General features: G+C 73.6%; 16 protein-coding genes and 1 tRNA gene. 5 read left to right on the forward strand and 12 right to left on the reverse strand.

The window, feature by feature from the left end:
• Positions 1 to 5: 5 nt before the first annotated feature.
• Positions 6 to 449, reverse strand: a complete 444-nt coding sequence (locus VM636_RS18150; RefSeq protein ID WP_030419605.1) for an N-acetyltransferase — start codon at positions 447 to 449, stop codon at positions 6 to 8.
• Positions 450 to 825: 376 nt separating this feature from the next.
• Here VM636_RS18150 and VM636_RS18155 point away from each other — a divergent pair, with 376 nt between their 5' ends.
• Positions 826 to 1,599, forward strand: coding sequence for a response regulator transcription factor (locus tag VM636_RS18155; RefSeq protein ID WP_037857887.1), 774 nt, complete (start codon positions 826 to 828; stop codon positions 1,597 to 1,599).
• A gap of 17 nt (positions 1,600 to 1,616) precedes the next feature.
• Here the strand turns inward: VM636_RS18155 and VM636_RS18160 are convergent, their stop codons facing one another.
• Complete coding sequence (locus tag VM636_RS18160) at positions 1,617 to 2,114, reverse strand: MarR family transcriptional regulator (protein WP_030419603.1); 498 nt, start codon at positions 2,112 to 2,114, stop codon at positions 1,617 to 1,619.
• Between the two features lie 124 nt (positions 2,115 to 2,238).
• Here VM636_RS18160 and VM636_RS18165 point away from each other — a divergent pair, with 124 nt between their 5' ends.
• Positions 2,239 to 3,045: a trans-aconitate 2-methyltransferase gene (locus tag VM636_RS18165; protein ID WP_053914149.1), complete on the forward strand. Its 807-nt coding sequence runs from the start codon at positions 2,239 to 2,241 to the stop codon at positions 3,043 to 3,045.
• Between the two features lie 47 nt (positions 3,046 to 3,092).
• Here VM636_RS18165 and VM636_RS18170 read toward each other — a convergent pair whose 3' ends face one another.
• Together VM636_RS18170 and VM636_RS18175 are read right to left on the reverse strand one after the other, a co-directional pair.
• The gene (locus VM636_RS18170; protein WP_030419601.1) at positions 3,093 to 3,767 is read right to left on the reverse strand and encodes a TetR/AcrR family transcriptional regulator; all 675 of its coding nucleotides are present in this window, start codon (positions 3,765 to 3,767) and stop codon (positions 3,093 to 3,095) included.
• Positions 3,764 to 4,774, reverse strand: coding sequence for a fatty acid desaturase (locus VM636_RS18175; RefSeq protein ID WP_030419600.1), 1,011 nt, complete (start codon positions 4,772 to 4,774; stop codon positions 3,764 to 3,766). The genes VM636_RS18170 and VM636_RS18175 overlap by 4 nt, the downstream gene beginning before the upstream one ends.
• A 342-nt stretch (positions 4,775 to 5,116) precedes the next feature.
• Between VM636_RS18175 and ppc the strand changes: the two genes are divergently transcribed.
• Positions 5,117 to 7,849 (forward strand): phosphoenolpyruvate carboxylase, encoded by a 2,733-nt coding sequence (gene ppc / locus VM636_RS18180; RefSeq protein WP_053914150.1) that lies wholly within the window; start codon positions 5,117 to 5,119, stop codon positions 7,847 to 7,849.
• A 90-nt stretch (positions 7,850 to 7,939) separates the two neighbouring features.
• Here the strand turns inward: ppc and VM636_RS18185 are convergent, their stop codons facing one another.
• The 6 genes from VM636_RS18185 to VM636_RS18210 form a co-directional block, all read right to left on the reverse strand.
• Positions 7,940 to 8,452, reverse strand: coding sequence for a hypothetical protein (locus VM636_RS18185; RefSeq protein WP_030419598.1), 513 nt, complete (start codon positions 8,450 to 8,452; stop codon positions 7,940 to 7,942).
• A gap of 63 nt (positions 8,453 to 8,515) precedes the next feature.
• The gene (gene pth / locus VM636_RS18190) at positions 8,516 to 9,112 is read right to left on the reverse strand and encodes an aminoacyl-tRNA hydrolase (RefSeq protein ID WP_030419597.1); all 597 of its coding nucleotides are present in this window, start codon (positions 9,110 to 9,112) and stop codon (positions 8,516 to 8,518) included.
• 77 nt (positions 9,113 to 9,189) lie between these two features.
• On the reverse strand, positions 9,190 to 9,774 hold the full coding sequence (locus tag VM636_RS18195; protein ID WP_030419596.1) for a 50S ribosomal protein L25/general stress protein Ctc: 585 nt from the start codon (positions 9,772 to 9,774) through the stop codon (positions 9,190 to 9,192).
• A gap of 182 nt (positions 9,775 to 9,956) precedes the next feature.
• The gene (locus tag VM636_RS18200; protein WP_030419595.1) at positions 9,957 to 10,931 is read right to left on the reverse strand and encodes a ribose-phosphate diphosphokinase; all 975 of its coding nucleotides are present in this window, start codon (positions 10,929 to 10,931) and stop codon (positions 9,957 to 9,959) included.
• Positions 10,932 to 11,062: 131 nt separating this feature from the next.
• Positions 11,063 to 12,511: a bifunctional UDP-N-acetylglucosamine diphosphorylase/glucosamine-1-phosphate N-acetyltransferase GlmU gene (gene glmU, locus VM636_RS18205; RefSeq protein WP_078962735.1), complete on the reverse strand. Its 1,449-nt coding sequence runs from the start codon at positions 12,509 to 12,511 to the stop codon at positions 11,063 to 11,065.
• A gap of 121 nt (positions 12,512 to 12,632) precedes the next feature.
• A tRNA-Gln gene (locus tag VM636_RS18210) sits at positions 12,633 to 12,708 on the reverse strand.
• A gap of 136 nt (positions 12,709 to 12,844) precedes the next feature.
• Between VM636_RS18210 and VM636_RS18215 the strand changes: the two genes are divergently transcribed.
• Complete coding sequence (locus VM636_RS18215) at positions 12,845 to 14,161, forward strand: histidine kinase (protein ID WP_030419593.1); 1,317 nt, start codon at positions 12,845 to 12,847, stop codon at positions 14,159 to 14,161.
• Positions 14,162 to 14,315: 154 nt separating this feature from the next.
• Here VM636_RS18215 and VM636_RS18220 read toward each other — a convergent pair whose 3' ends face one another.
• Positions 14,316 to 14,810, reverse strand: a complete 495-nt coding sequence (locus VM636_RS18220) for an SUKH-3 domain-containing protein (protein WP_030419592.1) — start codon at positions 14,808 to 14,810, stop codon at positions 14,316 to 14,318.
• 55 nt (positions 14,811 to 14,865) lie between these two features.
• The gene (locus VM636_RS18225; RefSeq protein WP_053914197.1) at positions 14,866 to 15,396 is read right to left on the reverse strand and encodes a YwqJ-related putative deaminase; all 531 of its coding nucleotides are present in this window, start codon (positions 15,394 to 15,396) and stop codon (positions 14,866 to 14,868) included.
• A 267-nt stretch (positions 15,397 to 15,663) separates the two neighbouring features.
• On the opposite strand from VM636_RS18225, the gene VM636_RS18230 reads away from it, so the two are divergent.
• Positions 15,664 to 16,683, forward strand: a complete 1,020-nt coding sequence (locus VM636_RS18230) for an SMI1/KNR4 family protein (protein WP_030419590.1) — start codon at positions 15,664 to 15,666, stop codon at positions 16,681 to 16,683.
• Positions 16,684 to 16,690: the final 7 nt, after the last annotated feature.

A 16,690-nucleotide genomic window follows, 5' to 3' on the forward strand; every position in this document is an offset into this window, starting at 1 on the left:
GCAGGTCAGGGGAGGCGTTTGAGGAGGGTGTATTCCGTGATGCCCGGGGGGTAGTCCGGGATCTCGCAGACCACGCGGTAGCCGTGGGCGCGGTAGAAGCCGGGGGCCTGGAAGTCCCAGGTCTCCACCCGGGCGGCGGCGCAGCCGCGCTGGGCGCCGGCCGTGTGCTCCGCCTCGGCCAGCAGGCGGCTGCCGAGCCCCGCGCCCCGGTACCGGCCGTCCACCCACAGGTAGGTGACGTGCAGCCAGGTCGCCCAGGTGTGGCCGACCAGTCCGCCGGCGAGGGCGCCGGTGCCGTCCAGGGCCCACACGTGCAGCGGGCTGTCGCGTTCCTGCTCGGTGCCGCGCAGCGAACGGAGCGCCGCCGAGGCGGAGGTGTCGGCGTCCCGCAGGCGGGTGCGCAGGAGTTCGCGCCGTGTCCTGTCCACTTCTGTCACGAGCCGGAACATGCGGCTCACCCTAGGGCCTCCGTTTGGGCCACGCCGGGCTCGCGGGGCCCCTGATCCGGCCTGATCCACACGAAGGACCCTGGGCGCACCGGGCCGTCAGTTCGGCGAATCCCCCACCGCGCGGGGCCCCCGCCCGTACTCTGAGGGGCAGCACCGGCGGGGGGCCGGTGCCGATCAGGGGGCGGTTCGGCCGGGTACGGCACCCGGGTCGGGGGTAGCGGTTACTGGACGGCCGTGGCCGTGCGGACCGCGGCGACCCGACCCCGGACACCAGCGCATCGACGGACACGGGGGCCGCGGGCGCCGTACCCGTGCGGTGGCGTCTTCCGGTGATGGTCTCCCCTTGCTCCTCGGGAGCCTGGGGAAGGGGGGTTTCGTGGTTCGAGTCCGAGTCCTGGTCGTGGACGACCACCGCATCTTCGCCGAGTCGCTCGCCGCGGCCCTGGCCGCCGAGCCGGACGTCGAGGTCTTCGCGGCCGGCAGCGGTCCGGCGGCGCTGCGGTGCCTGGAGCGGGCCGCGGCCGACGGCCGCCGGTTCGACGTGCTGCTCGTCGACGCCGACCTCGGCGGCCGGCCGCCCGGCGCCCGTCCGGCGGTCTCCGTGCGCGAGGGCGACGCGGAGGGGATGGTGGACGGCATCTCGCTGGTCGCCGGCGTGCGCTCGGCGCAGCCCGGGGTGCGGAGCGTGGTCCTCGCCGAGCGGGACGACCCGCGGCGCGCGGCCCTCGCGCTCCAGGCGGGCGCCTGCGGCTGGGTGGCCAAGGACTGCTCCCTGTCCCGGCTGCTCAGCGTCATCCGGGGCGTGCTGCGCGACGAGACGCACCTGCCGCCCGCGCTGCTGACCGGCGTGCTGCGCGAACTGACCGCCGCCCGCAAGCACCGCACCGAGAGCGAGCGGCTGGTGGAGTCGCTGACCCCGCGCGAGCGGGAGGTGCTGCGGTGCATGGTCGCCGGGCTCGGGCGCAAGGCGGTCGCCGAGCGGCTGTACCTCTCCCCGCACACTGTGCGCACCCACATGCAGAACGTCCTCGGCAAGCTGGGCGTCCACTCCACCCTCGCCGCGGTCGCCCTGGCCCGGCGGGCCGGGGTCGGTCCGGTGGACCTGGGGCCCGACGGGCGGATGGGTCCGGAGGAGAGCAACAGCGCCTGAGCGCGGGCGCGGTCCGCTCAGCCGGGGATGTTGTCGAAGGGGCCGGTGAGCCGCCGCAGCAGGCCGGCCAGTTCGCCGCGCTGGGTGTGGGACAGTTCGGCGAGGATGGCCCGCTCCTGGTCCAGCAGCCCCGCCAGCGCCTGGTCGGCGCGGTCCCGGCCCTCGTCGGTGAGGCGGACCAGCACGCCGCGCCGGTCGTTCGGGTCCGGCAGCCGCTCCACCAGGCCCTTCTTGGCCAGGCGGTCGATGCGGTTGGTCATCGTGCCCGAGGTGACCAGGGTCTGGGTGAGCAGTTGCCCCGGGGAGAGCTGGTAGGGGGTGCCCGCGCGGCGCAGCGCCGTCAGGACGTCGAACTCCCAGGGCTCCAGGTGGTGCTCGGCGAATGCCAGCCGACGCGCGCGGTCCAGGTGCCGGGCGAGCCGGCTGACCCGGCTCAGCACCTCCAGCGGTTCCACGTCGAGGTCCGGGCGCTCCCGGCGCCACGCTGCGACCAGCCGATCGACCTCGTCCTCCATGACGATCAGTGTAGTGGTTGTGTCGACGTGAAGTCTCTTGATGTCGACTGTCTTGACATCGAGAGATCCCTCCGGTGAGGCTGGGTACACCCGCCCCTACGGTCTTCCCCTCCGGAGGCGCCTCATGTCCGCCGACTGGGACCCCGCCCGCTACCTGCGCCACGCCGGGCCCCGCGCCCGCCCGTTCGCCGACCTCCTCGCCCGCGTCCCGGACCTGCCCTCGGACCGGCCCCGCGTCGCGGACCTCGGCTGCGGCCCCGGCGCCCTCACCGCCCGCCTCGCCGACCGCTGGCCCGCCGCCCGCGTCACCGGGTACGACACCTCCGCCGCGATGCTGGAACGGGCCCGCGCGCACGCCGGGCCCACCCCGGGCGGCGGCAGCGTGGACTTCGCCGCCGCGGACATCGCCACCTGGACACCGGACGGGCCCCACGACCTGATCGCCAGCAACGCCGCCCTCCAGTGGGTGCCCGGCCACGCCGGACGCCTCCCGGCGTGGATCGCCGCCCTCGCCCCCGGCGGCGTGCTCGCCTTCCAGGTGCCCGGCAACTTCGACGCCCCCAGCCACCGCCTGATGCGCGAACTCGCCGCCGCTCCCCGGTGGCGGGACCGGCTCGGCGGCGTCCTGCGCCACGGCGACGCCGTCCACACCCCCGCCGAGTACCTCGCGGCCCTCACCGCCGAGGGGTGCGCGGCCGACGTGTGGGAGACGACGTACCTCCACCTGCTGCCCGGCGAGGACCCCGTCCTGGACTGGGTCTCGGGGACCGGGCTGCGGCCCGTCCTCACCGCCCTCGCGGACGACCCGGAGGCGCGGGACGCCTTCCTCGCCGAGTACGGCGCCGCGCTGCGCACCGCCTACCCGGCGGGCCCGCACGGCACCCCGTTCCCCTTCCGCCGCGTCTTCGCCGTCGCCCGCAAGGAGCGGTGACCGCCGGGGCCGGCGGCGCCCTCGTGGTGACGGCCGTCGCGCAGCGGCTACGCCTTGCGGTGGCCGATCAGGCGGGGGCGGGGTTCGAGGCCGTCGAGGCCGTGCCAGGCGAGGTTGACGAGGTGGGCCGCCACCTCCGCCTTCTTCGGGCGGCGCACGTCCAGCCACCACTGGCCGGTCAGCGCCACCATGCCCACCAGCGCCTGCGCGTACAGCGGGGCCAGCTTGGCGTCGAAGCCGCGGTTCTTGAACTCGCGGCCCAGGATGTCCTCCACCTGCGTGGCGATGTCCGAGATCAGCGAGGCGAAGGAGCCGGTGGACTGCGGGATGGGGGAGTCGCGGACCAGGATGCGGAAGCCGTCCGTGTACTCCTCGATGTAGTCGAGGAGCGCGAAGGCGGCCTGTTCGCACAGCTCGCGCGGATGGCCGGCCGTCAGCGAGCCGGTCACCATGTCCAGCAGCCGCCGCATCTCGCGGTCCACGACCACCGCGTACAGGCCCTCCTTGCCACCGAAGTGCTCGTACACCACCGGCTTGGACACCCCGGCCTTCGCCGCGATCTCCTCCACCGAGGTGCCCTCGAAGCCCTTCGCGGCGAAGAGGGTGCGACCGATCTCCAGCAGTTGCTGGCGGCGCTCCGCACCGGTCATGCGGGTGCGGCGCGCACGCCGCGGCTTGTCGTTGCTGGGGGTGCTCGAGTCGGTCGCCACGGCGCCCATCATGCCGCCTCGGCGGTTTCCCTCCTCCGGCGGGAGCCGCCTCCGCCCGCGTGGCGGCGCGCATCGATACGCGCGCGCGACGGCCAGCGCACGTCGTACGCCCAACCCAGCCGTTCGAACCAGCGGATCAGCCGGGCGCTGGAGTCGATCTGGCCGCGCTCCACACCGTGCCGCGCGGAGGTCGGGTCGGCGTGGTGCAGGTTGTGCCAGGACTCGCCGCAGGACAGGACCGCCAGCCACCACACGTTGCCCGAGCGGTCCCGCGACTTGAACGGCCGCTTGCCCACCGCGTGGCAGATCGAGTTGATCGACCACGTGACGTGGTGCAGCAAAGCCACCCGAACGAGGGACCCCCAGAAGAAGCCGGTGAAGGCACCCCACCACGACATGGTGACCAGGCCGCCGATCAGCGCCGGCAGCGCGAGGGAGACCGCCGTCCACAGCACGAACTGGCGGGAGACCGCCCGCAGCGCCGGGTCCTTGATCAGGTCGGGGGCGTACTTGTCCTGCGGGGTCTGCTCCTCGTCGAACATCCAGGCGACGTGGGCCCACCACAGGCCCTTGAGCAGCGCCGGGACCGTCTCCCCGTACCGCCACGGCGAGTGGGGGTCGCCCTCGGCGTCGGAGAACTTGTGGTGCTTGCGGTGGTCGGCGACCCAGCGGACCAGCGGCCCCTCGACCGCCATCGAGCCGGCGATGGCCAGCGCGATCTTCAGCGGCCGCTTCGCCTTGAAGGAGCCGTGGGTGAAGTGCCGGTGGAAGCCGATCGTGATGCCGTGGCAGCCCAGGAAGTAGAAGAAGACCATCAGGCCCAGGTCCAGCCAGCTCACGCCCCATCCCCAGGCCAGCGGCACCGCCGCCACCAGCGCGAGGAACGGGACGATGATGAAGAGCAGCAGCGAGATCTGCTCGATCGACCGCTTCTGCTCGCCACCCAGGGTGGCGGTGGCCGCGGGGGTGCCGTCGGGTGTCTTCGAAGGCTCTGGGATCACATCGGAGCGCGTGGTCATGCAGGTCCCCTGTGGGGTCGAGGATGGGTGGCCGATGCCGGGCTCGGGACCGCTGCGCCGCATCCCTACGGTTCCGTAACCTACGGCGACGTAAGTATGGCAGCGCGTCGCCCCGCGGCAAGAGCCCGAGAACCCGCGCGTCCCCCCGGCACCTATCCTGGAACCCGGTCGGACAGCGCGGTCCGTTCTGATGTCTTCCCGGACGTCCGCCCCGTAAGCGGCGCCCGCCGCGCGTGACGCCGTCCGGGTCCCTCCCAGACGATCCCACCCGTCGCCCGGAACCGCTCCCCACGGCGAGCCACCCGGGCGACGCACCTTCGATCACTGCAAGGAGCCGCACCTGTGAGCAGTGCCGACGACCAGACCACGACGACCGGCAGCGCCCTGCGGGCCGACATCCGCAGGCTGGGCGACCTCCTCGGGGAGACCCTGGTCCGCCAGGAGGGCCCCGAGCTGCTCGACCTCGTCGAGAAGGTCCGCCGACTCACCCGGGAGGACGGCGAAGCCGCCGCGGAGCTGCTGCGCGGGACCGAGCTGGAGACCGCGGCCAAGCTGGTCCGCGCCTTCTCCACCTACTTCCACCTCGCCAACGTCACCGAGCAGGTGCACCGCGGCCGTGAACTGCGCGCCCGGCGCGCCGCCGAGGGCGGACTGCTCGCCCGCACCGCGGACCGGCTGAAGGACGCCGACCCCGAGCACCTGCGCGAGACCGTCCGCCACCTCAACGTGCGGCCCGTCTTCACCGCCCACCCCACCGAGGCCGCCCGCCGCTCCGTCCTCAACAAGCTCCGCCGCGTCGCCGCCCTCCTGGACACCCCGGTCATCCCGTCCGACCGGCGCCGCCTGGACATCCGGCTGGCCGAGAACATCGACCTGGTCTGGCAGACCGACGAACTCCGCGTGGTCCGCCCCGAACCGGCCGACGAGGCCCGCAACGCCATCTACTACCTGGACGAACTCCACGCCGGCGCCGTCGGCGACGTCCTGGAGGACCTGACCGCCGAACTCGAACGCGCCGGCGTCACCCTCCCCGACGACACCCGCCCGCTCACCTTCGGCACCTGGATCGGCGGCGACCGCGACGGCAACCCGAACGTCACCCCCCAGGTCACCTGGGACGTCCTGATCCTCCAGCACGAGCACGGCATCAACGACGCCCTGGAGATGATCGACGAGCTGCGCGGCTTCCTCTCCAACTCGATCCGCTACACCGGCGCCACCGAGGAACTGCTCACCTCCCTCCAGGACGACCTGGAGCGGCTGCCCGAGATCAGCCCCCGCTACAAGCGCCTCAACGCCGAGGAGCCCTACCGGCTCAAGGCCACCTGCATCCGGCAGAAGCTGGAGAACACCAAGCGGCGCCTGGCCACGGGCACCCCGCACGAGGAGGGCCACGACTACCTCGGCACCGCCCAGCTCCTGCACGACCTGCGCATCATCCAGACGTCGCTGCGCGAACACCGCGGGGGTCTGTTCGCCGATGGCCGCCTGGCCCGCACCATCCGCACCCTGGCCGCCTTCGGCCTCCAGCTCGCCACGATGGACGTCCGCGAGCACGCCGACGCCCACCACCACGCGCTCGGCCAGCTCTTCGACCGGCTCGGCGAGGAGTCGTGGCGCTACGCCGACATGCCCCGCGACTACCGGACCAAGCTGCTCGCCAAGGAACTGCGCTCGCGCCGCCCGCTGGCCCCGACCCCGGCGCCGGTGGACGAGGCCGGAGAGAAGACCCTCGGCGTCTTCCAGACCGTCCGCCGCGCCCTGGAGGTCTTCGGACCCGAGGTCGTCGAGTCGTACGTCATCTCCATGTGCCAGGGCGCCGACGACGTCTTCGCCGCCGCCGTCCTCGCCCGCGAGGCCGGCCTGATCGACCTGCACGCCGGCTGGGCGAAGATCGGCATCGTGCCGCTGCTGGAGACCACCGACGAGCTGAAGGCCGCCGACACCATCCTGGAGGACCTGCTCGCCGACCCCTCCTACCGGCGTCTGGTCGCCCTGCGCGGCGACGTCCAGGAGGTCATGCTCGGCTACTCCGACTCCTCCAAGTTCGGCGGCATCACCACCAGCCAGTGGGAGATCCACCGCGCCCAGCGCCGGCTGCGCGACGTCGCCCACCGCTACGGCGTGCGCCTGCGCCTCTTCCACGGCCGCGGCGGCACCGTCGGCCGCGGCGGCGGCCCCACCCACGACGCGATCCTCGCCCAGCCCTGGGGCACCCTGGAGGGCGAGATCAAGGTCACCGAGCAGGGCGAGGTCATCTCCGACAAGTACCTGATCCCGGCGCTCGCCCGGGAGAACCTGGAGCTGACGGTCGCCGCGACCCTCCAGGCGTCCGCGCTGCACACCGCCCCCCGCCAGTCCGTGGAGGCCCTGGCCCGCTGGGACGCCGCCATGGACGCCGTCTCCGAGGCGGCCCACACGGCCTACCGCCGCCTGGTGGAGGACCCGGACCTGCCGGCGTACTTCTTCGCCTCCACCCCCGTCGACCAGCTCGCCGACCTGCACCTGGGCTCCCGGCCCTCGCGCCGCCCCGACTCGGGCGCCGGACTCGACGGGCTGCGCGCCATCCCGTGGGTGTTCGGCTGGACCCAGTCCCGGCAGATCGTGCCCGGCTGGTACGGCGTCGGCTCGGGGCTGAAGGCGCTGCGCGAGGCCGGGCTGGACACGGTCCTGGAGGAGATGTACCAGCAGTGGCACTTCTTCCGGAACTTCGTCTCCAACGTGGAGATGACCCTCGCCAAGACCGATCTGCGCATCGCCGGCCACTACGTCGACACGCTCGTCCCGGACGACCTCCGGCACGTCTTCGACACCATCCGGGCCGAGCACGAGCTGACCGTCGTCGAGATCCTGCGGGTGACCGGTGAGGAGGAACTGCTCGACGCCGACCCGGTGCTGAAGCAGACCTTCGCCATCCGTGACGCCTACCTGGACCCGATCTCCTACCTCCAGGTGGCGCTGCTCGGCCGCCAGCGGGAGGCCGCCGCGGCGGGCCAGGAGCCGGACCCGCTGCTCGCGCGGGCCCTGCTGCTCACCGTCAACGGGGTCGCCGCCGGACTGCGCAACACCGGCTGACCCGGCCGCCGTCGGCCGCCCCCGGCGCCCCGCGCCCGGGGGCGGTCGCCCCTGCGCCCGCCGCGGGAGGGCCCGTCCGCGCCGGGCGGCTCAGGCCGCGAGGAACGCCGCCGTCAGCAGGGCGACGCCCGCCCCCGCCATCAGCCAGGCGGGCCGCGTGCGGCGCAGACCGCCCGCGACCACCACCGAGGCCAGCAGCAGGGCGCCGCCCAGCGGCACCCACGCCAGCAGCAGCCCGCCCGGACCCGAGCGCACCGCCTCGTCGCTGCTCGGCTTCACCACCACGGTGTACGTACGGCCCTCGGCCACGGCGCCGGAGTCCTCGACCACGACGCGCTCACGGGGCCGCGAGCCCTGGGACAGCGGGGTGTAGGGGCCGCCGCAGACGCCGTCGGCGCAGCCGGTGACGGTGACGGTGCCGCGCTCGCGGCCCTGGGGCAGCATCACGTGCTGCGCGGAGCCCCAGGACGCCCACACACCCGCGATCAGGAGCAGCGCCGTGACGGTGCCCATCGCCGCGATCCGTCCGTGGTGCAGCAGCGGGTGCGGGGGCCGGGGGGCCCGGCGGGAGCGCGCGGCGGAGGCAGGCATGGCCGGGATCATTGGCCATACCTGCGCGGCCGGTCAACCCGTCCGCTGGGCGTCGGCGGACGGGGCGGGCGGGGATCAGGAGTTGTAGGCGCTCTGCGCGCGTTCCAGTCCCTCGGTCACCAGGCACTCCACGGCGTCCGCCGCGCGGTCCACGAAGTAGTCCAGTTCCTTGCGCTCCGCCGCGGAGAAGTCCCGCAGGACGAAGTCCGCCACGGGCATGCGCCCCGGCGGACGGCCGATGCCGAACCGGACCCGGAAGTACTCCGGCCCCAGGGACTTGGTGAGCGACTTCAGCCCGTTGTGCCCGTTGTCGCCGCCGCCGAGCTTGAGCCGCAGCACGCCGTAGTCGATGTCCAGTTCGTCGTGGACGGCGATCAGGCGGCCGGCGGGCACCTTGTAGAAGTCGCGCAGCGCCGTCACCGGCCCGCCCGACAGGTTCATGTACGACATGGGCTTCGCCAGCACCACCCGGCGGCCGGCCGGTCCGGGCGGGCCGACGCGGCCCTCCACCACCTGGGCCTGGGCCTTGCCGTGCCGCTTGAACTTCGCCCCCATCCGTTCCGCCAGCAGGTCCGCCACCATGAAACCGACGTTGTGCCGGTTCGAGGCGTAGTCCGGTCCCGGGTTGCCGAGTCCGGCCACCAGCCAGACGGCGTCCGCGTCGGTCGTCACGTGCGTGTCTCCTTGGATAGGCGTCGGCCGCCGCCCCCGCACGGGAGCAGCGGCCGACGAAACGATGGCGTCCGGGCTCAGGCCTCGGCGCCCTCGTCCTCGCCCTCCGCGGCCTCCTCGGCCTGGGCGGCCAGGACCTGGAGCACCACGGTGTCCTCCTCGACGGAGAGGGTGACGCCCTCCGGCAGGGGGATGTCCTTGGCGAGGACCGCGGCACCGGCCGCGAGGCCCGCGATGGAGACGGTCACCTGGTCGGGGATGGCCGTGGCCTCGGCCGCGACCGGCAGTGCCGACAGGACGTACTCCAGGAGGTTGCCGCCCGGGGCGAGTTCGCCCTCGGCGACGACCGGGATCTCGACCTGGACCTGCTCGCCGCGCTTGACCAGCAGGAGGTCGATGTGCTCCAGGAAGCCCTTGATCGGGTCGCGCTGCACGGACTTCGGGATGGCGAGCTGGTTCGGGCGGCCCTCGATGTCCAGCTCGATCAGGACGTTGGAGGTGCGCAGCGCCAGCAGCAGGTCGTGGCCCGGCAGGGCCAGGTGCAGCGGGTCGGTGCCGTGCCCGTACAGGACACCGGGGACCTTGTTCTCGCGGCGGATGCGGCGGGCGGCGCCCTTGCCGAACTCGGTGCGGGGCTCGGCGCTCAGCGTGACGTCAGCCATGATCACTCCTCGTAGGAAATCGGGAACGGACGTGGTCACCCGGCCACGAACGGCCTGCTACGAAGAGCGCGTCGATTACGGACCGCCGGACTCGTGGACACGAGTACGGCCTCCCTCGCCGAGCAACTCGGGCAGTCTACTCGGAGCGGGAGGCCGTACCCAAAACGATCGACGAGTGGTGCCTACTGCTCGTCGAAGAGGCTGGTCACCGAGCCGTCCTCGAACACCTCGCGCACCGCGCGCGCGATGGTCGGGGCGATGTGGAGCACGGTGATCTTGTCCAGCTCCAGCTCGTTCGGCGTCGGCAGGGTGTCGGTGAGGACGAACTCGCTCACCTTGGAGTTCTTCAGCCGGTCCGCGGCCGGGCCGGAGAGCACGCCGTGCGTGGCCGTCACGATGACGTCCTCCGCGCCGTGCGCGAACAGGGCGTCCGCCGCGGCGCAGATGGTGCCGCCGGTGTCGATCATGTCGTCCACCAGCACGCAGATCCGGCCGTCCACGTGGCCGACGACCTCGTGCACGGTCACCTGGTTCGCCACGTCCTTGTCGCGCCGCTTGTGCACGATCGCCAGCGGGGCGCCGAGCCGGTCGCACCAGCGGTCGGCCACGCGCACGCGGCCGGCGTCCGGGGAGACCACCGTCAGCTTGGAGCGGTCGACCTTGGCGCCCACGTAGTCCGCCAGCAGCGGCAGCGCGAACAGGTGGTCCACCGGGCCGTCGAAGAAGCCCTGGATCTGGTCCGTGTGCAGGTCGACGGTGAGGATGCGGTCCGCGCCGGCCGTCTTCATCAGATCGGCGATCAGACGGGCCGAGATCGGCTCGCGTCCGCGGTGCTTCTTGTCCTGCCGCGCGTAGCCGTAGAAGGGCACGATGACGGTGATGGAGCGGGCCGACGCGCGCTTGAGCGCGTCGATCATGATGAGCTGCTCCATGATCCACTTATTGATCGGAGCCGTGTGGCTCTGCATCAGGAAGCAGTCCGCGCCCCGCGCCGACTCCTGGTAGCGCACGTAGATCTCGCCGTTGGCGAAGTCGAACGCCTTCGTCGGGACGACGCCGACCCCCAACTGCTGGGCGACCTCCTCGGCAAGCTCGGGGTGGGCGCGGCCGGAGAAGAACATCATCTTCTTCTCGCCGGTCGTCTTGATCCCGGTCACAGCACTTTCTCCTCAGAGGTTCGCAGCTGAGCGTCACAACGGTCTCCCGGCTGGGCCCGGGAGGCGGATCAGCTGGTGGGTGCGGATGTGCACTTATCACGGTACGCCCAGTTCGACGCACCGGTTTCCGGTCAGTCTTCGCCGTCCGGCCGGCGGGACGCCGTCTCGGCGGCCTTCGCCGCCGCGCTTCCGGGGCGCTTGCGGGCCACCCACCCCTCGATATTCCGCTGCTGACCACGGGCCACGGCCAGGGAACCGGCCGGTACGTCCTTCGTGATCACGGAGCCCGCGGCGGTGTAGGCGCCGTCCCCGATGGTGACAGGCGCCACAAACATGTTGTCCGAGCCCGTCTTGCAGTGCGAGCCGACGGTGGTGTGGTGCTTGTGCTCCCCGTCGTAGTTCACGAACACGCTGGCGGCGCCGATGTTCGTGTGGTCGCCGATGGTCGCGTCGCCCACGTAGGACAGGTGCGGGATCTTGGTGCCCTCGCCGATGCAGGCGTTCTTCGTCTCCACGTAGGTGCCGACCTTCGCCGCGGGCCCGAGCCGGGTCCCCGGCCGCAGGTACGCGTACGGGCCCACCGTCGCCCCCTCGCCCACCTCGGCGCCGACCGCGACCGTGTTGTCCACCCGGGCGCCCGCGCCGACGCGGGTGTCGGTCAGCCGGGAGTTCGGGCCGACCTCCGCGCCCTCGGCCAGGTGCGTCGTGCCGTGCAGTTGCGTGCCCGGGTGGACGACCGCGTCCCGCTCGAAGGTGACGCTCACGTCGACCCAGGTCGTCGCCGGGTCCACCACGGTCACGCCGGCCAGCATCGCGGCGGTCAGCAGCCGGTCGTTGAGGACGCGCCGGGCCTCGGAGAGCTGCACCCGGTTGTTGATGCCCGCGATCTCCCGGTGGTCGGCGGCGACCGAGGCGCCCACCCGGTGCCCGGCCTCGCGCAGGATGCCGAGGACGTCGGTGAGGTACTCCTCGCCCTGGCTGTTGTCGGTGCGCACCTTGCCGAGCGCCTCCGCGAGCAGCCGCCCGTCGAACGCGAACACCCCGGAGTTGATCTCGCGGATGGCCCGCTGCGACTCCGAGGCGTCCTTGTGCTCCACGATCGCGGTGACCGCGCCCGAGGCGCCGTCCCGCACGATGCGGCCGTACCCGGTCGCGTCCGGCACCTCGGCGGTGAGCACGGTCACCGCGTTGCCGTCGGCGCCGTGCGTGGCGGACAGGGCCGCGAGGGTCTCGGCGGTCAGCAGCGGGGTGTCGCCGCAGACCACGACCACGGTGCCGTCGACCGTGCCGCCCAGCTCCTCCAGCCCCCGGCGCACGGCGTGTCCGGTGCCGTTCTGCTCCTCCTGCACGGCCGTCCGCGCCTCGGGCGCGATCGCCGCGAGGTGCCCGGCGACCTGCTCGCGGGCGTGTCCCACGACCACGACGAGGTGCTCCGGGCGCAGCGCGCCGGCGGCGGCCAGGACGTGACCGACCAGGGACCGGCCGCACAGCTCGTGCAGGACCTTGGGAGTGGCCGATTTCATACGGGTGCCCTCACCCGCTGCGAGGACGACGACGGCTGCCGGGCGGTTGGCGCTCACGGAATGCCCTTCGGCTTTGAGGGGGTGGGACGACACCCGCAGGATACCGGGGCGCTTCCGGGCCGACATGCGAGTGGGCCCCGACGGTGCTGTCGGGGCCCCTGGTACGGCTGTCGCGCGCTGGCTCCCCCGCAAGGATTCGAACCTTGTCCTGCTGGTACCAAAAACCAGTGTGCTGCCAGTTACACCACGGGGGACGGCGCGTCAGACCTTACCGGAGTCGCGTCCCGGGGACAGCAGCGACGGCCGGGCCCCGGCCACCGGCCCCGGCACGCGCTCCGGTCCGGGAATGTCACCCCGGGGACGCCCGCGCGCGCCCGTAGTCTGGGAGGCATGACCACGACGGGGGAAGACCACGCACCGGCCCGGGGCGGGCCCTGGTGGTGGGACCGGCGGCGCGGCGCGGTGCTCGATGCGGGCCTCGCCGTCGCGTCCGCCCTGGAATGCGCGGTGGAGGGGGTCCCGTTCGCGCGGGACGCGGGCATCCCGGCGACGGCCGGTGTCCTGTTCGGGCTGCTGGCCGGCTCGGTGCTGGTGGTGCGGCGCAAATGGCCCATCGCGGTCGTCCTGGTGACGATCGCCGTCACACCGGCCCAGATGGGCGTCCTCATGGGCGTCGTCGGCCTCTACACCCTGGCCGCCTCGGAGCTGCCGCGCCGGATCATCGCCTCGCTGGCGGGAATGTCCCTGCTGGGCACGCTGATCGTCACCTATGTACAGGTGCGGCAGGACATGGCGCGCGAGGACCTGGGGATCGGCGAGTGGTTCGTGCCGTTCGCCTCGATCACCACCTCGCTCGGCATGACGGCTCCGCCGGTGCTGCTCGGCATGTACGTCGGCGCCCGGCGGCGGCTGATGGAGAGCCTGCGCGAACGCGCGGACAGCCTGGAGCGGGAGCTGCAACTGCTCGCCGAGCGGGCCGAGGAGCGGGCCGAGTGGGCCCGCAACGAGGAGCGGACCCGGATCGCCCGCGAGATGCACGACGTCGTCGCGCACCGGGTGAGCCTCATGGTGGTGCACGCCGCCGCCCTCCAGGCCGTCGCCCGCAAGGACCCCGAGAAGGCGGTGCGCAACGCGGCGCTGGTGGGGGACATGGGCCGGCAGGCGCTGACCGAACTGCGCGAGATGCTCGGCGTGCTGCGCAGCGGGAGCGACGTCCCGCGCGAGCGGACGCCGGTGCCGCTGGCGGCGGTGGGCGCGGCGGCCGCGGCGGCGGCCTCGCGGGCGGCCGAGGACGAGGTCCGCGCGGCCGAGGGGCCCTGGCTGTCGGAGCTGGACGTGCTGATCGGCCAGTCGGCGGCGGCCGGCATGGTCGTCGCCCTCTCCGTCGAGGGGGAGCAGCGGGCGTACGCGCCCGAGGTGGAGCAGACGGCGTTCCGGGTGGTGCAGGAGGCGCTGACCAACGTCCACAAGCACGCGGCGGGGGCGAAGACGCACGTACGGCTCGCGCACCGGGTCTCCGAGATCGCCATGCAGGTCGAGAACGAGCCCCCGCCGGAGGCCGCCTCGGCGTCCTCGGCGCGGCTGCCCTCGGGCGGCAACGGGCTGGTCGGGATGAGGGAGCGGGTCTCCGCGCTGGGCGGCGCGTTCGTGTCGGGGCCGACCGACGCGGGGGGCTTCCGGGTGTCGGCGGTGATCCCGGCGGCGTAGACCGGGCGGAGCCGGGCGGGCCGTGCGAGCGCCGGGGCCGGGTCGTGCGGGCCGGGCCGCGGGTGCCGGGCGGTGCCTCGGCGGCGGAGGGCTCCGACGGGGGCGCCGGGCGGGCGGCGGTGCCTGTCGGACGTGCCGGGGCGGGGAGCGGTGCTCAGCCCAGGGTGAGGCGGTCCGGGCGGGTGCCGGCGACGAGGGCGGTGAGCGCCTGGTCGATGTCGGCGCCGAGGTACCAGTCGCCGGTGTGGTCGAGGGCGTAGACGCGGCCCTCGGCGTCGATGGCGAGCAGCGCCCGCGTGTCGGTCTCGGCGCCGATCGGGCAGGTCTCGGTGCCGAGGGCGCGGCCGAGGTCGCCGAGGGTGCGCGCCATGTGCAGTCCGTGCAGCGGGTCGAGGTCGAGCGCGGCCGGGGCGATCTGCCGGCCGGGCCCCGCGGGGGCGATCCGCAGGCCGCCGAACTCGGCCCACGCCTCGACGGCGGCGGGGAAGACGGCGTGCCGGTGGCCTGCGGGCGAGGTGTGCTCGCGCAGGGTGTCGGCCCAGATCTCGGCCTGCTTGATGTCCCAGCGGCCCGGCTGCCAGCCGGCGTCGCGCAGCGCGGCGTCGACGGGTGCGGGGAAGCGGGTGGTGGAGGTGCGGTCGGCGTGCATCTGCCTTTGGTTCGTCTCGTGCGTCCGGTCGGTGCGGCCCCGTGGGGAGCGGCCGTCAGCCGTCGCCCCGCGTGGGGTCCACGACGCGCACGCCGAAGTGGGCGCTGAGCGCGGCGCAGGCCCGGCAGGGGGCGGCGAAGCCGCCGTGCAGGGGGTCGCCGTCCTCGCGGATGCGGCGGGTGGTCAGTTTGGCGTGTTTGAGGGCTTTGCGTGCCTCCCCGTTGGTCATGGGCTTGCGCGAGGCGCGTTTGCTGCGGGCGGCGTCGGCGGCGGTCAGGTGGCGCGAGATGAGGATCGCCTCGGCGCAGCGGCCGGTGAAACGGTCGCGCTGGCCGCTGGTGAGGGCGTCGAGGAAGTCCTGGACGAGCGGGTGCAGCGCGGGCGGCGTGTCGGCGCGGGCCGCGGTGCCCGTGAGGGTCGTGCCGCGGACGGACAGGGCGGCGGCGACGGTGGGCAGGATGCCGTCCCGGCGGTGCAGCAGGACGGGTGTGTGGGCCGTCTCACTGGCGCTCCAGCCGATACGGGGGTCACCGGTACGGGGGTCGTCCGACCGGTCCGCGTGAGGCCCCGTCTGCGTCGCACTCATGATCATCTTCCCCTCCTGAGCATCCCCCCGGAAGCCACAGACTGCCAAATCGCGGGGCTGGTGCGGTAGCTGGGGCGGGCCGACACGCCAGGCCGGGGGCGGTCCGTCACGGCGGGGTGACGGCAGGTCACGGATCCGGGCGGGCGGGCGTCCGCCGCCGATGACCGGTGGTCCGCGTACCGCATAGGCTGTCGGCACCGCGCATTCGGGCGGTGACGCCGGAGAGTGCTGACAGACGACGGACAGACGCCGCAGGGGGCAAGAGCCATGACGACAGGTGGGCTCGGGCTGGGAGTACCTCCCGGCCGCCAGGCCGGGGCAGGCAGCGCGCCGCCGAACGCGGCGTACGCCGGGCAGGTCGTGCACTTCCCGGATCCCGTCCGGGCGGCCCGTCACCCGAGAGGGGTACGGGTCGACGAGGGCGGCTACCCCGTCTTCACGCCCTACGCCCGCGCCATCGCCGAGATCGCCGAACCGCCCGAGGGTTTCGGCGTCGACGAACTGCGGCTCACGGACTACGTGTCGGCCAACGCCGCGCTGTCCGCCTCCGGACACGACCTGTGGGACACCGTGCCCGCCGTGGCGACGCCGCACGGCTGGACCTGGCACCACGTGGCCGGCACCCGGCGCCTGGAACTGGTCCCGGTCGAGGTGAAGGCGCTGCTGCGGCACCACGGCGGCATCGCGCTCGCCCCCGTGGACCAGGACAAGCGCGGGACGCGCCCGCTGCAGGAGACGCGGCCGGCCCACTTCGGACTGCCCAAGCCGGGCGTGGCGGTGACCGAGCAGCAGGTGCAGGGCGTCGAGGAGGACCTCGGCTACCGGCTGCCCGGCGCCTACCGCTCCTTCCTGAAGGCGGCGGGCGGCTGCGCCCCGGTCGGCACCGCGCTCGACGCGGAACTCGGACTCCTGCTGGACCAGCCGTTCTTCACGGTGCGGGACGAGGCGGCGGTCAACGACCTCGTCTACGTCAACAAGTGCCTGCGGGACCACCTGACCAAGGACTACCTGGGCGTCGCCTTCGTCCAGGGCGGGCTGCTGGCCGTGAAGGTGAAGGGCGAGCGGATCGGCTCGGTCTGGTTCTGCGCCTACGACGACGCGCGGGACGTGGACCCGGCCTGGTCCCCGGCCGAGCGGGTGGAGCGGCTGCTGCTGCCCTGCGGGGACGACTTCGACGCGTTCCTGGGCCGGCTGGCGGGCTCCCCGCCGGAGCTGGAGACGGTGGCGAACCTGATGGTGGACGGCGGTTTCGCGCGAGCGGTGCCCGTGGCGTCGGTAGGGGAGTGAGCTGACG

The sequence above is a fragment of the Streptomyces sp. SCSIO 75703 genome (assembly GCF_036607905.1).
GTDB lineage: Bacteria > Actinomycetota > Actinomycetes > Streptomycetales > Streptomycetaceae > Streptomyces.

Bases quoted from the DNA above. Each gene is read 5' to 3' on its own strand.
- VM636_RS18185 (WP_030419598.1), bottom strand. From the start codon at position 8,452: ATGATCCCGGCCATGCCTGCCTCCGCCGCGCGCTCCCGCCGGGCCCCC.
- VM636_RS18225 (WP_053914197.1), bottom strand. From the start codon at position 15,396: ATGAGTGCGACGCAGACGGGGCCTCACGCGGACCGGTCGGACGACCCC.
- VM636_RS18195 (WP_030419596.1), bottom strand. From the start codon at position 9,774: ATGGCTGACGTCACGCTGAGCGCCGAGCCCCGCACCGAGTTCGGCAAG.
- VM636_RS18220 (WP_030419592.1), bottom strand. From the start codon at position 14,810: ATGCACGCCGACCGCACCTCCACCACCCGCTTCCCCGCACCCGTCGAC.
- VM636_RS18160 (WP_030419603.1), bottom strand. From the start codon at position 2,114: ATGGAGGACGAGGTCGATCGGCTGGTCGCAGCGTGGCGCCGGGAGCGC.
- VM636_RS18230 (WP_030419590.1), top strand. From the start codon at position 15,664: ATGACGACAGGTGGGCTCGGGCTGGGAGTACCTCCCGGCCGCCAGGCC.
- VM636_RS18175 (WP_030419600.1), bottom strand. From the start codon at position 4,774: ATGACCACGCGCTCCGATGTGATCCCAGAGCCTTCGAAGACACCCGAC.
- VM636_RS18170 (WP_030419601.1), bottom strand. From the start codon at position 3,767: ATGATGGGCGCCGTGGCGACCGACTCGAGCACCCCCAGCAACGACAAG.
- VM636_RS18215 (WP_030419593.1), top strand. From the start codon at position 12,845: ATGACCACGACGGGGGAAGACCACGCACCGGCCCGGGGCGGGCCCTGG.
- VM636_RS18165 (WP_053914149.1), top strand. From the start codon at position 2,239: ATGTCCGCCGACTGGGACCCCGCCCGCTACCTGCGCCACGCCGGGCCC.
- VM636_RS18150 (WP_030419605.1), bottom strand. From the start codon at position 449: ATGTTCCGGCTCGTGACAGAAGTGGACAGGACACGGCGCGAACTCCTG.